At 72.9% G+C, this 13,753-nt stretch carries 14 protein-coding genes; 12 read left to right on the plus strand and 2 right to left on the minus strand.

Translation table 11 applies throughout. From position 1 onward, the window contains the following. Positions 1-29: 29 nt before the first annotated feature. The 9 genes from CLV34_RS08350 (at position 30) to hemQ (ending at position 9,595) form a co-directional block, all read left to right on the plus strand. Positions 30-1,058, plus strand: a complete 1,029-nt coding sequence (locus CLV34_RS08350; protein WP_100349766.1) for a LacI family DNA-binding transcriptional regulator — start codon at positions 30-32, stop codon at positions 1,056-1,058. 198 nt (positions 1,059-1,256) lie between these two features. After that, positions 1,257-3,032, plus strand: coding sequence for a glycoside hydrolase family 13 protein (locus CLV34_RS08355; protein ID WP_100349927.1), 1,776 nt, complete (start codon positions 1,257-1,259; stop codon positions 3,030-3,032). An 85-nt stretch (positions 3,033-3,117) separates the two neighbouring features. Then, positions 3,118-4,527: an extracellular solute-binding protein gene (locus CLV34_RS08360; RefSeq protein WP_100349767.1), complete on the plus strand. Its 1,410-nt coding sequence runs from the start codon at positions 3,118-3,120 to the stop codon at positions 4,525-4,527. 198 nt (positions 4,528-4,725) lie between these two features. Beyond that, positions 4,726-5,655, plus strand: coding sequence for a carbohydrate ABC transporter permease (locus CLV34_RS08365; protein ID WP_245859123.1), 930 nt, complete (start codon positions 4,726-4,728; stop codon positions 5,653-5,655). Positions 5,656-5,675: 20 nt separating this feature from the next. Continuing rightward, positions 5,676-6,782 carry a carbohydrate ABC transporter permease gene (locus CLV34_RS08370; RefSeq protein ID WP_245859101.1) on the plus strand — a complete coding sequence of 369 codons (1,107 nt, stop codon included), beginning with the start codon at positions 5,676-5,678 and terminating at the stop codon, positions 6,780-6,782. Positions 6,783-6,892: 110 nt separating this feature from the next. Beyond that, a complete protein-coding gene (locus tag CLV34_RS08375; RefSeq protein ID WP_100349768.1) occupies positions 6,893-7,072 on the plus strand; it encodes a helix-turn-helix domain-containing protein in 180 nt (59 codons plus the stop codon). Between the two features lie 5 nt (positions 7,073-7,077). Continuing rightward, entirely contained in the window at positions 7,078-7,530 is a 453-nt protein-coding gene (locus CLV34_RS08380; RefSeq protein ID WP_100349769.1) for a HipA domain-containing protein, read from the plus strand. A 101-nt stretch (positions 7,531-7,631) separates the two neighbouring features. Beyond that, positions 7,632-8,762, plus strand: coding sequence for a ferrochelatase (locus CLV34_RS08385; RefSeq protein ID WP_245859102.1), 1,131 nt, complete (start codon positions 7,632-7,634; stop codon positions 8,760-8,762). 56 nt (positions 8,763-8,818) lie between these two features. Further along, positions 8,819-9,595: a hydrogen peroxide-dependent heme synthase gene (gene hemQ, locus CLV34_RS08390; RefSeq protein WP_100349930.1), complete on the plus strand. Its 777-nt coding sequence runs from the start codon at positions 8,819-8,821 to the stop codon at positions 9,593-9,595. A gap of 65 nt (positions 9,596-9,660) precedes the next feature. On the opposite strand, the gene CLV34_RS08395 is transcribed toward hemQ, so the two are convergent. Together CLV34_RS08395 and CLV34_RS08400 are read right to left on the minus strand one after the other, a co-directional pair. Then, a complete protein-coding gene (locus tag CLV34_RS08395; protein WP_245859103.1) occupies positions 9,661-10,533 on the minus strand; it encodes an ABC transporter ATP-binding protein in 873 nt (290 codons plus the stop codon). Further along, positions 10,530-11,285 (minus strand): FadR/GntR family transcriptional regulator, encoded by a 756-nt coding sequence (locus tag CLV34_RS08400; RefSeq protein ID WP_100349771.1) that lies wholly within the window; start codon positions 11,283-11,285, stop codon positions 10,530-10,532. The genes CLV34_RS08395 and CLV34_RS08400 overlap by 4 nt, the downstream gene beginning before the upstream one ends. Positions 11,286-11,400: 115 nt before the next feature. Here CLV34_RS08400 and CLV34_RS08405 point away from each other — a divergent pair, with 115 nt between their 5' ends. From CLV34_RS08405 to CLV34_RS08415, 3 genes are read left to right on the plus strand one after another with little or no spacing between them, the layout of a single operon-like run. Then, positions 11,401-12,222, plus strand: a complete 822-nt coding sequence (locus CLV34_RS08405; protein WP_100349772.1) for a tryptophan-rich sensory protein — start codon at positions 11,401-11,403, stop codon at positions 12,220-12,222. 9 nt (positions 12,223-12,231) lie between these two features. Further along, positions 12,232-13,122 (plus strand): sulfurtransferase, encoded by an 891-nt coding sequence (locus CLV34_RS08410; protein WP_342747214.1) that lies wholly within the window; start codon positions 12,232-12,234, stop codon positions 13,120-13,122. A gap of 2 nt (positions 13,123-13,124) precedes the next feature. Then, on the plus strand, positions 13,125-13,733 hold the full coding sequence (locus CLV34_RS08415) for a maleylpyruvate isomerase family mycothiol-dependent enzyme (protein ID WP_100349933.1): 609 nt from the start codon (positions 13,125-13,127) through the stop codon (positions 13,731-13,733). The last annotated feature ends 20 nt before the right edge of the window (positions 13,734-13,753 follow it).

The raw sequence follows: 13,753 nt of genomic DNA on the forward strand, positions 1-13,753 counted from the left end.
GCCTTGCGTCGTTGCGTACACTTCCGGACATGGCGAAGAGGCTCTCGGACGTGGCGAAGAAGGTCGGCGTGAGCGAGGCGACGGTGTCGCGCGTGCTCAACGACAAGCCGGGGGTGTCGCAGGCGACCCGGGACGCGGTGCTCACGGCGCTCGACGTGCTCGGGTACGAGCGCCCGACCAAGCTGCGCGGCGAGCGCGGCCGGCTGGTCGGGCTCGTGCTCCCCGAGCTCGTGAACCCGATCTTCCCGGCGCTCGCGGAGGTCATCGGCGGCGCGCTCGCGCAGCAGGGGTTCACGCCGATCCTCTGCACGCGCACCGCGGGCGGCGTGACCGAGGGCGAGTACGTCGACCTGCTGCTGGGGCAGCACGTGTCGGGGGTGATCTTCGCCGGCGGCCTGTACGCGGAGCGCGACGCGGACCACTCGCACTACGAGCGCCTCGAGGCCGTGAACCTGCCGGTGGTCGTGCTCAACGGCGCGATCGAGGCCCTCGCGGTGCCGAAGGTGTCGTGCGACGAGCTCGTCGCGATGCAGCAGGCCCTGAGTCACGTCTTCTCGCTGGGGCACCGCCGGATCGGCCTGCTGCTGGGCCCGTGGGACCACATCCCGTCCGAGCGCAAGCTCGCCGCGGCGCAGCAGATCGCGGCGCGGCACGGGGTGACCCTCGACCCCGACCTCGTCGTCCACTCGCAGTACTCGCTCGAGGCCGGCCAGGCGTCCGCGAACCGCCTGCTCGACGCGGGCGCGACGGCGATCGTGTGCGCGTCCGACCCGCTGGCGCTCGGCGCGGTGCGCGCGGTGCGCCGCGCCGGCCTGGACGTCCCGGGCGACGTGTCGGTCGTCGGGTACGACGACTCGGCGCTCATGAACTCGACCGACCCGGCGCTCACGACCGTCCGGCAGCCCATCGAGCCCATGGGGCGTGCGGCCGTCGACCTGCTGACCCGCATGATCGCGGGCCAGGACGTGCCCCCGGACGAGCTGCTGTTCGAGCCCGAGCTCGTGGTGCGGCGCTCGACGGCGTCCGCGCACGACCGGGTGGCTCCGGTCGCCCGCTGACGCTTTCTCGCAAGACCCCGTGGCCGTGTTCGGCCGCGGGGTCTCGTCGTTCCTGCAACAGGTTCGGGTCGCATTTGGATAACGACGATGTCAGGTTCTTGCGCGGCGGCTGTCGAGTAGTTACGGTCTGATGCATCGCCAAACCTGGCGAGCGAAGCGTCCGCACCGTCGCGGACGACGAAGGAGCCCGTCGTGAGCATGAGCCCGAGCACCGTGCCGGGACACCCCGCAGCCACCGCCGTCGCACCCCGCGCCCCTGAGGCGCAGGCGACGCAGGCATGGTGGCGCGGAGCAGTGATCTACCAGGTCTACCCGCGCAGCTTCGCGGACGGGAACGGCGACGGGACGGGCGACCTGGCCGGCGTCCGGGCGCACCTGCCCTACCTGCACGAGCTCGGTGTCGACGCGATCTGGTTCACCCCCTGGTACGTCTCGCCGCTCGCAGACGGCGGCTACGACGTCGCCGACTACCGGGCCATCGACCCGGCGTTCGGCACGCTCGAGGAGGCCGAGGCGCTCATCGCCGAGGCGGCCTCGCTCGGCATCCGCACGATCGTCGACGTGGTGCCCAACCACGTCTCCGACCAGCACGTCTGGTTCCAGGAGGCCCTCGCCGCCGGCCCGGGGTCGCCCGAGCGCGAGCGGTTCTGGTTCCACCCCGGCAAGGGCGCGGACGGCGCCGAGATCCCGACGCGCTGGGTCTCGAGCTTCCAGGGCTCGACCTGGACGCGCACGACGGACGCCGACGGCACGCCGGAGGAGTGGTACCTCCACCTGTTCACCCCCGAGCAGCCCGACGTGAACTGGACCCACCCGGACGTCCGCCGCGAGCACGAGGACATCCTGCGGTTCTGGTTCGACCGGGGCGTCGCGGGCATCCGCATCGACTCCGCGGCCCTGCTGGTCAAGGACGCCGAGCTGCCCGAGGTCCCCGCCGACCCGGCGGACATCGCGCCCGGAGAGCACCCGTTCATGGACCGTGACGAGCTGCACGAGGTGTACCGGTCGTGGCGCCGGGTCGCCGACTCGTACGACGAGCCGCGCGTGCTCGTGGGCGAGATCTGGCTCCCGGACGCCAAGCGGTTCGCCGACTACCTGCGCCCCGACGAGATGCACACGGCGTTCAACTTCCTGTTCATGTCGTGCCCCTGGGACGGCCCGGCGATGCGCGCGTCGATCGACACGACGCTCGAGGCGCACGCGCTGGTCGGCGCGCCGGCCACCTGGGTGCTGTCGAACCACGACGTCACGCGGCCGGTCACGCGCTACGGGCGCGACGACACGTCCTTCGCGTTCGAGGCCAAGCGCTTCGGGACGCCGACGGACCTCGCGCTCGGCACCCGCCGCGCCCGCGCAGCGGCCCTGCTCACGGCCGCCCTGCCCGGCTGCCTCTACCTGTACCAGGGCGACGAGCTCGGCCTGCCCGAGGTCGAGGACCTGCCGCGGCACGCGATCCAGGACCCCATGCACTTCCGGTCCGAGGGCGTCGACCCCGGCCGCGACGGCTGTCGCGTGCCGCTGCCGTGGACCGCGGACGCGGCCACGTCCTACGGCTTCTCCCTCGCGGGGCAGCCGGGCGCCGACTCGTCCGAGGACGGCGGGGCGCCCGCGGCGTCGTGGCTCCCGCAGCCGGCGTGGTGGGGCAGCTACGCCGCCGACGTCGAGGCGCAGGACCCGGCCTCGATGCTTCACCTGTACCGCCGGGCCATCGCGCTGCGCCGGGCCGAGGACGGCCTGCGCGAGGGCGGCTTCACGTGGCTCGGCCGGTCCGAGGTCCCCGGGCTCGACACGACGTCGGGCTCGGTGCTCGCCTTCGCACGCGGCGACGTCGCGTGCGTCGTGAACCTGGGTCGCGACGCCGTCGCGCTCCCCGAGGACGCCGAGGTGCTGCTCTCCAGTGGGGACGACCCCGCGGGCGCGCTCGCCCCGGACACCGCCGTCTGGCTCCGGCTGGCCCGCACCGACCAGCCCTGAGCCCGACCACCCGATCGCCCGTCGGCCGCGCCGGCTCGACGGAGAGAACCGCAGGAACCGGATGCCTGCACAACAAGGAGCGACGATGAAGTCACCACGGATCACCGCAGCGGTCACCCTCGTGGGTGCGCTGGCCCTGGGCGGCGCCCTCACGGGTTGCTCGTCCGACTCGAACGACGGCAGCGGCGACCAGCCGACCGCCACCTCGATCACCCTCGGCAAGGACACCAAGGTCACGCTGAACGTCGTGGGCCTGCTGCCGGGCTCGACGAAGGAGGCGCAGGCCGCCCTCGCCGACGAGGTCAAGGAGTTCCAGGCGAAGAACCCGAACATCACGGTCACGACGCACGACTACGAGTGGAAGGCCACGACGTTCGCGGCCGACCTCGCGGGCGGCACCCTGCCGACGGTCTTCGAGATCCCGTTCACGGACGCGAAGACCCTCATCGCGAACGAGCAGATCTCCGACATGCAGCAGTACCTCGCGGCGATGCCGTACGCGGGCGACTTCAACAAGAACCTGCTGCAGTACGGCCAGGGCTCGAACGGGGACGTCTACGCGATCCCGGCGAAGAGCGTCTACGGCGTCGGCCTGCACTACAACCGTGAGCTGTTCACGGCGGCCGGCCTCGACCCCGACAAGCCGCCGACGACGTGGGACGAGGTCCGCACCGACGCCAAGGCGATCTCGGACAAGACCGGGACCCCCGGGTTCGCGCAGATGGCCCAGTCCAACACGGGTGGCTGGCAGCTCACGGTCGACACGTACGCGCGCGGCGGCCGCATGGAGTCCGCGGACGGCAAGACGGCCACGCTGACCAACGACGCCACGAAGGCCTCGCTGCAGTTCCTGCACGACCTGCGGTGGACCGACAACTCGATGGGCACCTCCGCGAACTACGACTGGGGCACCATCAACCAGGCGTTCGCGGCCGGCAAGGTCGGCATGTACACGTCGGGTCAGGACGTCTACACCGCGATGGTGCAGGCCAACCACATCGACCCGAAGACGTACGGTCTGACGATGATCCCGCTCGAGGGTGACGGGTCGGGCGTCCTCGGTGGCGGCACCATGGCCGCGGTGTCGGCCAAGGCGTCGAACGACGAGAAGGCCGCGGCCATCCAGTGGATCAACTTCCACTACCTCAACAAGTACACGAGCGAGGACGCGGCGGTCACCAACGCGAAGACGCAGGTCGCCTCGAACCAGCCCGTCGGCACGCCTGAGCTCCCGATCTTCAGCCAGGAGCAGTACGACAAGTACCAGGGCTGGATCAAGCCGTACGTCAACGTCCCGCTCGACCAGATGACCGGCTTCACGTCGAAGATCTTCGACGCCCCGCTCGTCAACGAGCCGCAGACGGCCACGCAGGACGTCTACGCGGCGCTCGACCCGGTCGTCCAGGCGGTCCTCACCAAGCAGGACGCGGACATCGACAAGCTGCTCGAGGACGCGAACACCAAGGCGCAGCGCGCGATCGACTCGGCCAGCTGACCCTGCACCACAATGGCGTGGGGTCACCGGCGACCGCCGGTGGCCCCACGCACCCCCGCGAGACGAACGAGGGCCCTCGGGCTCTCCGAGGAGTGATGTGACGTGAGCGCAACGAGCGCAGTGCCGCGTTCGACCGCACCGGGAGACAGCCCGGGCGCCGGGCTGGTCGGCGGCCCGGCCGGCGACGGTGGCGGGTCGGTGCCCCGACGGTCGTCGGTCGCGCGCCGCCGCGGCCGCAACCCCGTGACCTGGGTCCGGCACGGCGGCCTGAGCGCTCTCGTGTTCGCGCTGCCGATGCTGCTGATCTTCGGGGTCTTCTCGTGGTGGCCGATCGTGCGGTCCGTCGTGATGAGCTTCCAGAAGACGAACCTCGTCAAGCCCGCGACGTGGGTCGGCTGGGACAACTTCCAGTACGTCCTGACGGACCCGGACCTGCCCACCGCGATCCGCAACACGTTCTACTTCGCGCTCCTCGCGCTGGTGATCGGGTTCCCGATCCCGCTCGTGTGCGCGGTGCTCATGAGCTCGGTGCGGCGCATGAAGGGCCTCTACTCGGTCCTCGCGTACCTGCCCGTCGTCGTCCCGCCCGTCGTGTCGGTGCTGCTCTGGAAGTTCTTCTACGACGGCTCCGCGACCGGGGTGTTCAACACGATCCTCGGCAAGGTGGGGCTCGGGCCGTACGCCTGGCTGTCGAGCCCGTCGATGGCGATGCCGTCGCTCGTCCTCGAGGCCACGTGGGCCGCCGCCGGCGGGACGGTCATCATCTACCTCGCCGCCCTCATCGGGGTGCCCGGCGAGCTGTACGACGCCGCCGAGGTCGACGGCGCGGGCCTGTGGCGCAAGATCTGGCACGTGACGATGCCGCAGCTGCGCGGGGTCCTGTTCATCACGTTCATCCTGCAGATCATCGGCACCGTGCAGGTGTTCCTCGAGCCGTACCTCTTCACCGGCGGCGGGCCGGCCAACGCCACCCTGACCGTCCTGCTGATGATCTACAACTACGCGTTCGGGCGGTCGCTGGGCGGCGACTACGGCGCCGCGACCGCCCTGTCCGTGATGCTCGCGCTCTTCCTCGCGATCCTCTCGCTCGTGTACTTCAAGCTGACGAGCGCGTGGAGCAAGTCGTGAGCGGCCGCAACGAACCCGGGATGACGACCATGCCTTTCGAGAAGTCCGCCGAGAAGCCCGCCGACACGGCCGTCGGCACCCCGTCCGGGACCGACACCGCCGCGTCCGGCGGCGTGCCCGAGACCGCCGCCGAGCTCGCCGTCGGCACCGCCCTGCGCGCCGGCGCCCCGCAGGGCGGCGCCGCCGACCCGCGCACGACGGCCGTCGTCGCCCGCGCCGAGACGAAGAAGCGCAAGACGTCGCCGTTCGACGGCGACCGCGGCTACGTGTCCGAGCAGGACTGGCGGCGCGGATCCGTCCGCACGTCCATGAGGACGCTCCACGTGCTGCTGCTCGTGGCGCTCGTCGTCGCGGGCGTCGGGCCCATGCTGCTGCTCGCGAAGTTCGCGATCACGCCCACGCAGGACATCATCCGCACACCGCTGGCGATCTTCCCGCACGGCGTGCGCTGGGCGAACGTCACCGAGGCGTGGAACGACGTCCAGATCAGCAAGTACTTCATGAACACGATCTGGATCGCGCTCGGGTCGTGGTTCGTGCAGCTCCTCGTCGCGACGACGGGCGGGTTCGTCCTGTCGGTCCTGCGTCCCAAGTGGTCCAAGGTCGTCAACGGGCTCGTCATCGGCACCCTGTTCGTGCCGGCCGTCGTGCTGCTCGTGCCGCTCTACCTGACGATCCTCAAGCCGCCGCTGCTCGGCACGTCGCTCATCAACAACTTCTTCGCGGTGTGGCTGCCCGCCGGGGCGAGCGCGTTCAACGTCGTCATCGTCGCCCGCTTCTTCGACAGCCTCCCGCGCGAGGTGTTCGAAGCGGCCCGCGTCGACGGCGCCGGACCGTTCCGGCTGTTCTGGTCGGTCGTCCTGCCGATGTCCAAGCCGATCATCGGGGTCGTCTCCGTGTTCGCGTTCATCGCCAGCTGGAAGGACTTCCTCTGGCCGATGCTCGTCCTCAAGAACCCCGACATCCAGCCGCTGTCTGTGCGGCTGCCCTCCATCCAGGCGCAGACCGACCTCGGCGTGTTCCTCGCGGCGCTCGCGATCTCCACCGTCATCCCGGTCGTGCTGTTCCTCGTCTTCCAGCGTCTGTTCCTCTCCGGGGCCGGCCTGGGAGGGGCCGTCAAGGGCTGATCTCCTCCACGGGTCCCTGACGGACGACGACCTCGACCGCGGCACCGCGCGGTCGGGGTCGTCGTGCGCGCGATGTTCCCGTTCGGGAACATCGCTCCGAGGGTGGGCTCATGGAGCGCAGGTTCATCGACACCACCGAGCGCCTGGCTGCCGTGGTCGCAGAGCAGCGCAGGACCAAGCACCTGACCCAGGTGGAGCTCGCAGCCAAGGCCAACGGAGGACGTCGCTTCATCGTGGACCTCGAAGCCGGCCGCCCCCGCGCCGAGCTGGCGGCAACAAGGACCACGTGACAGCAATGCAGGTCCTCGAGCTCTTGAGGCACCAGGTCCAGGACGAGGGCGAGGCCTACCGGTTCGTCGAGATGCTCGCGTTCAACGCGTTCGTCGGCAACGCCGGCGCGCACGGAAAGAACTCCTCGCTGCTGCTCACCCGCGACGGGGTGCGGCTGTCCCCGCTCTACGACGTCGTTCCCACCCAGGTCTGGGGGGATCGGTTCGACCAGCGCCTCGCCATGCAGATCTCGGGTGAGCCGCGGTCGCAAGCGGTCACGGTGTTCCACTGGCGCAAGCTGGCGAAGGCGGCCGGCCTCGACCCCGACCGTGTGGCGGACCGGGTCGCCGCTCTGGCGGCGGCAACCTTCGACCGGTCCGAGGAGGCCGACACGTCCGCGGGGATCGGTGGGCCGTCGCTCGGCGACGCCCTGGAGATCGTGACGCGCAACACCGCGAAGCTCCGTTCCCTGGCGTGACGCCGCCCGACCGACGTGCTGACGACGTGTCGTGTCAACGTCACGTCCCGGGGTCTGACGAATCGGCGGGCATCCCGCACGCCCGGTGCGAGGATGCTGTGGTGACTGCTGCGATCGCGCCGTACGACGCTCTCCTCCTGTTCTCCTTCGGTGGCCCCGACAAGCCGGAGGACGTCGTCCCGTTCCTCCGTAACGTGACCGCCGGCAAGGGCATCCCGGACGAGCGGCTCGAGGAGGTCGGCGAGCACTACTACGGCTTCGGCGGCAAGAGCCCGATCAACGAGCAGAACCTCGCGCTCAAGGCGGCGCTCGAGGCCGAGCTCGACCGCCGCGGCATCGACCTGCCCGTCGTGTGGGGCAACCGCAACTGGGCCCCGTACACGCGCGACGCGATCGCCGAGCTCGAGGAGCGCGGCGCGCAGCGGACCGTGGCGCTCGTGACGTCCGCGTACTCGTCCTACTCGGGCTGCCGCCAGTACCGCGAGGACCTCGCCGTGACGCTCGACGGGCTCGGCAAGCTCGGCCCTGACGGGTCGACGACGGTCCAGTTCGACAAGGTCCGCTCGTACTTCAACCACCCCGGCTTCGCGCAGGCCAACGCCGACGCCGTGGCCGAGGCGTTCGAGGCGCTCGCCACGCAGGGCGGCGACGCTCGCGCCGCACGCCTCGTGTTCGTCACGCACTCCATCCCCACCACGATGGAGGCCGCGTCCGCCGTCTCGCGCGCCACCTACTCGGAGCAGCACCTCGACCTCGCGGCCGTCGTCGCCGCCGACGTGTCCGCGCGGCTCGGCTTCGACGTCCCGTGGGACCTCGCCTACTGCTCGCGTTCCGGCCCGCCGAGCCAGCCGTGGCTCGAGCCCGACGTCAACGACCACCTCGGCAAGCTCGCCGCCGACGGTCTGCGTGACGTCGTCCTGTCGCCCATCGGGTTCGTGTCCGACCACATGGAGGTCGCCTACGACCTCGACACCGAGGCGCTCGCCACCGCGGCGGACCTCGGCATGAACGCCGTCCGTGCGGGCACCGTCGGCACCCGGTCCCCGTTCGTCGAGGGGCTCGTCGACCTGCTGCTCGAGCGCGCCGCGATCGCCCGTGACGAGGACGTCGCCGAGGCCACCGTCGGGACGCTCCCCGCGTTCCGGTCCGTGTGCGCGCCCGGCTGCTGCCTGCGCCGCGACGGCGAGCCGTCCGGCGTCCCGGCCCTGTGCAGCACCGACCTGCGCTCCTGACGGCCGACCACGCCGGTCCCGACCTCGACCTCGACACTGCAGCGGAGAAGCACACCATGAGCGACACCCCGGGCGCGCCCGAGACCCACCACGTCCACGGCGACACCGGTCACGCGGTCGACGCCACCGCGATCAACGCGTCGATCCGGTACACCATGTGGTCGGTCTTCTCGCTGACCACCGAGCTGCCCGCCGACGACGTCGAGCGCGGCGCCCTGGTCGAGGCCGCCGAGACCGCCGTCACCGGTGCCGAGCCGGCGGACGCCGCCGCGACCGAGGGCGACATCGTCGTCCGCGGCTGGTACGACGTGGGTGGCCTGCGGTCCGACGCCGACCTCATGGTGTGGTGGCACGGCCCGAGCATCGAAGCCGTCCAGGGCGCCTACCAGCGCCTGCGCGCGTCCGAGCTCGGACGCTCGCTCGAGCCCGTGTGGTCCGTCGCCGCCCTGCACCGGCAGGCCGAGTTCAACCGCGCCCACGTCCCTGCGTTCCTCGCCGGCGAGCGGCCGCGCGACTACCTGTGCGTCTACCCGTTCGTCCGGTCCTACGACTGGTACCTGCTGCCCGAGTCCGAGCGCCGCGTCATGCTGCGCGACCACGGTCTCGCCGCGAAGGACTACAAGGACGTGCGCGCCAACACCGTGTCCGCGTTCGCGCTCGGCGACTACGAGTGGATCCTCGCGTTCGAGGCCGACGAGCTGCACCGCATCGTCGACCTCATGCGCGACCTGCGGAACACCGAGGCGCGCCGCCACGTGCGCGAAGAGGTCCCGTTCTTCACCGGACCGCGCACCACGCTCGCGGACTGGGCGGCGCGGCAGCCGCTGGGCTGAGCCGGCCTCCCGCCAGACCCGCCACGGGCGCGCGCCGTCCTCCCGACCCGCGCCCAGGTGCCGCGTCAGCCGAGCGACGGCGCCGTGCGCGGCGACGACGCACGCCAGCGGCCGTCCTCGCGCGCGATGCGGATCGGGTGCTCGAACGTCGCCGAGACCTGGTCGCTCGTGAGGACGTCGTCGACGGGGCCGGCCGCGACGAGGTGTCCGCCGTTGAGCAGCGCGGCGTGCGTCGTCGTGACGGGCAGCTCCTCGAGGTGGTGCGTCACCAGCACGGAGGCCAGGTCGGGCCACAGCATGTGCAGGTGGTCGACGGTCTCCAGGAGCTGCTCGCGGGCGGCGACGTCGAGTCCGGTGGCCGGCTCGTCGAGCAGGAGCAGCCGCGGCTCGACGACGAGCGCACGGGCGATGAGCGCCCGCCCCCGCTCGCCCTGGGACAGCAGCGGCCACTCCCGGCTGGCCTTGCCCGCCAGCCCGAGCTGGTCGACCAGCTCGCGCACGTGCGTGCGCTGCGCGGCCGACGGCTCCCAGCGCATCATCGTCGCGCGCGACCCCGTGAGCCCCGTGAGGACGACCTCCTCGATCGTCATCGGGCCGGGCACCGGGTGGCGCGGGTCGACGTGACCGATCTCGCGGCGCAGCGACATGAGGTCGGTCCGCCCGATGCGGCGGCCCAGGACGTCGACCGTCCCGCGCGACGGGTGCGTCAGCGCGCCGGCAAGCCCGAGCATGGTCGACTTGCCCGCGCCGTTCGGGCCGAGCAGCGCCCAGTGCTCGCCCGCACGGACCGTGAGGTGGACGGCATCCAGCAGCACGTTCCCCGACCGCAGGACGCTGACCCCGGCGAGGTGCAGGACGGCGTCGGACGGTGCTCCGTCCGCGGTCGACGGTGCCGGGCTGGTGCTGGTGCCGGCGGGTGCGGGGTGCTGCAGGGTCACAGGGTCTCCTCGGTGGTGCGACGCAGGGCGTCGAGGACGGACGTCAGGTGCTCGTCGGCGGCGCGGGCCGCCGCGTCGGGGTCGCCCGCCACGACGGCGTCGACCAGTGCGACGTGCGCGTCCTGGTCGTGGTGGTGCGGCGAGTCCGGGCCCGACAGGGCGAGCAGGTCGAGCATGGCGACGCGCACGTGCGGCGCGAACGTCCCGAACAGGTCGACCAGGACGGGGTTGTGGCACGCCGTGACGACGGTCGCGTGGAGGTGGGCGTCCGCGTCGACGTACTCGGCGTCACGCAGGGGCTCGTGCTCCGCCCTCTCGAGGTCTGCCCTCGCGTGCTGTGCCCGTTCGCGCGCGTGACGGTCCTCGACGGCGGCACGCGCTGCGAGGGCGTCGCGCATCGTGTCGACGTCAGCGGGGGTGCGCCGCAGCGCGGCGAGCCGGGCGGCCTGGACCTCGACGCCGAGGCGCGCCTCGACGACGTCGGCCACGTGGCCGCTGCGCAGCGCGGCGTCCCAGTCGGTCGGTGGCACGGTCGCGGTCACGAGCACGCCGACGCCCTGTCGGGCACGGACGAGCCCGCGCGCCGCGAGGATCCGCACGGCCTCCCGCACCGTCGAGCGCCCGACGCCCAGCTCGGCGGTCAGGGCGTGCTCGCTCGGCAGGGTGGTCCCGACGGCCCACTCGCCGGCCGTGATGCGGGCTGCGAGCGCGTCGGCGGCCTGCTCGGGGAGCGGGGTGCGGACGAGGGGCACGGCGTCACCTTCCGTCAGTTGTCTGATGACCTGAGGTGTCCACCGTACCCGGGCGGGCCACCCGGTTGCGCCGTGCGGCCGCGCGTCGGGACGCGGCTCCTGGCAGCGTGAGGTGATGGACACCGCCCGCAGGACCGTCGTGGTCGTCGCCGCCGTCGTCGCGCTCGCCGTGTCGACCGTGGGCTCCGGGGCGTTCGGGGGGACGCCCATCGCGGACGCCGCCGGGGGAGCGCTGTCCGCCTCGGCCACCCGTGTCGCCCCGGGCACCGGGGCGTTCTCGATCTGGCCCGTCGTCTACCTCGGGCTACTCGCGCTCGCCGTCGTCCAGGCCCTCCCGTCGCGTGCCCGCTCCGCACGGCACCGGGCGACCGGCTGGTGGGTCGCCGCGTCCGCCGTGCTCAACGCCGTGTGGGTGCTCGTCGTGCAGGCCGGATGGCTGTGGGTGAGCGTCGCGGTCATCGCCGCGCTGGTCGCGGTGCTCTGCGTGGTCGCGGTCCGGCTCGCACGGACGCCGGCCGACGGTGCGGCCGAGGCCGTGCTCGTCGACGGGACTGTCGGCCTCTACCTCGGGTGGGTGTGCGTCGCCACGATCGCGAACGCGGCGGCGGCGCTCGCGGACGCCGACGTCGGCGGCCTGGGGCTCGGCGCGACGACGTGGTCCGTCGTCCTGCTGGTCGTCGCGGCGCTGTTGGCGCTCGCGCTCGTCTCCCGTCTGCGGACCGACCTCGGTCTGTGCGTGGGCGTCGCGCTCGCGGTGGCGTGGGGCATCGCGTGGATCGGCGTGGGCCGGACCGTCGACCCGGTCGACGACGTGGTGGCCGTGGTCGCATGGGTCGCCGCGGCCGTCGTCGTGGTGGGGACGTGCGTCCTGCTGGCACGGCCCGGGACGCGCGGCAGGACGCGGCCGGGGGTGGGCGGCGCACCCGCTCGGGCCTAGGGTCGGGGTGTGAACCCGTCACCGTCGCTGCCGAAGATCCCGCCCGTCGTCGACGCCGCCTGGCTGACCGCGCACGCTCCCGGCGGCGCCGGGGGACCGCACGTCGTCCTGGCCGACGTCCGCTGGTACCTGAACGGGGACGACGGCCGCGAGAAGTACGCCGAGGGTCACCTGCCGGGCGCGGTGTACGTCGACCTGGACGCCTGGCTCGCGGGCGCGTCGTCGCCCGAGCACGGCCGCCACCCGTTGCCGTCACCGGCGGTCTTCGCGCGGGGCATGGGGTCGCTCGGCATCGGTGACGCGACGACCGTCGTCGCCTACGACGACGCCGGCGGCGTCATCGCGGCCCGGCTCGTGTGGATGCTGCGCGCGCTGGGGCACGAGGCCGCGCTGCTCGACGGGGGCTACTTCGCCCCGGAGGTGCGTGCGTGGGCGGGCGGCGTGACGACGGACGTGGTGGAGCGGGCGCCCGCGACCTTCACGCCGGCCCCCTGGCCCGCGAACCTTCTCGCCGCGCTGGACGACGTCGCGCCGGACACCCGGTCCGCCGGCACCGCGGTGGTCGACGCCCGGCCGGGGGAGCGGTTCCGCGGCGAGGGTGCCGACGTCGACCCGCGCTCCGGGCACGTGCCGGGCGCGGCGAGCGTGCCGTGCCGGGAGAACGTGTCGCCGACCGGGCACCTGGCGTCCGCCGACGTGCTGCGCAAGCGCTTCGCGGCGGCAGGGGTCACGGCGGCGGCGGTGGAGGCGGGCGACGTCGTCGCGATGTGCGGCTCCGGGGTGACGGCCTGCCACGACCTGCTCGCGATCGAGCACGCCGGTCTCGGGCGCGCCCGCCTGTTCCCCGGGTCGTGGTCGCGGTACGCGGCGACCGACCTGCCGCTCGCGACGGGCGCCTGACGGTGCGCGACGAGCCCTTCGAGGCGGCCGCGGAGCTGTTCGTCGCGCTCGTCGCGCGCGTCCCGCCCGACGCCTGGGACCGGCCCGGCCTGGGGGACTGGGACGTGCGCGCGCTCGTCGGGCACACGAGCCGGTCGTTCACGACCGTGCTCACCTACCTCGACGACCGACCGGAAGCGTCCGACGTCGGGACCGCCGGCGACTACTACGCCGCCACGAGCCGGTTCCTCGCCGCGGCGGACCCGGAGGCGGTCGCCGAACGCGGCCGGGCCGCGGGCCGCGCGCTCGGCGACGACCCCCTGGCCGCGGTCAGCGACCTCTGGGACCGCACCGTCGCGCGTCTCGTCGACGCCCGGCCCGACGACCTGCTGCGCACGATCGTCGGCGGCATGCGCGTCCGCGACTACCTGCCCACGCGCGTCCTGGAGCTCGTCGTGCACTCACGCGACCTCGCGCGGGCGCTGGGTCTCGGCCTCGGGGTGCCGGACGAGCTCGTCCGGGCCGTCACGACGCTCGCCGTCGACGCCGCCGTCGCCCAGGGGGAGGGCGGGCGCGTGCTCGACGCGCTCGTCGGCCGCGGCACGCTGCCCGCGGGGTTCAGCGTCGTGTGAGGCCGGGGCCTGTCCGGCCG

Source organism: Luteimicrobium subarcticum, from assembly GCF_002798015.1.
GTDB lineage: Bacteria > Actinomycetota > Actinomycetes > Actinomycetales > Cellulomonadaceae > Luteimicrobium > Luteimicrobium subarcticum.

What these genes read in the sequence shown, in the direction of transcription:
- CLV34_RS08350 (WP_100349766.1), top strand. Translation starts at nt 30, where the DNA reads ATGGCGAAGAGGCTCTCGGACGTGGCGAAGAAGGTCGGCGTGAGCGAG.
- CLV34_RS08355 (WP_100349927.1), top strand. Translation starts at nt 1,257, where the DNA reads ATGAGCCCGAGCACCGTGCCGGGACACCCCGCAGCCACCGCCGTCGCA.
- CLV34_RS08360 (WP_100349767.1), top strand. Translation starts at nt 3,118, where the DNA reads ATGAAGTCACCACGGATCACCGCAGCGGTCACCCTCGTGGGTGCGCTG.
- CLV34_RS08370 (WP_245859101.1), top strand. Translation starts at nt 5,676, where the DNA reads ATGACGACCATGCCTTTCGAGAAGTCCGCCGAGAAGCCCGCCGACACG.
- CLV34_RS08375 (WP_100349768.1), top strand. Translation starts at nt 6,893, where the DNA reads ATGGAGCGCAGGTTCATCGACACCACCGAGCGCCTGGCTGCCGTGGTC.
- CLV34_RS08380 (WP_100349769.1), top strand. Translation starts at nt 7,078, where the DNA reads ATGCAGGTCCTCGAGCTCTTGAGGCACCAGGTCCAGGACGAGGGCGAG.
- hemQ (WP_100349930.1), top strand. Translation starts at nt 8,819, where the DNA reads ATGAGCGACACCCCGGGCGCGCCCGAGACCCACCACGTCCACGGCGAC.
- CLV34_RS08405 (WP_100349772.1), top strand. Translation starts at nt 11,401, where the DNA reads ATGGACACCGCCCGCAGGACCGTCGTGGTCGTCGCCGCCGTCGTCGCG.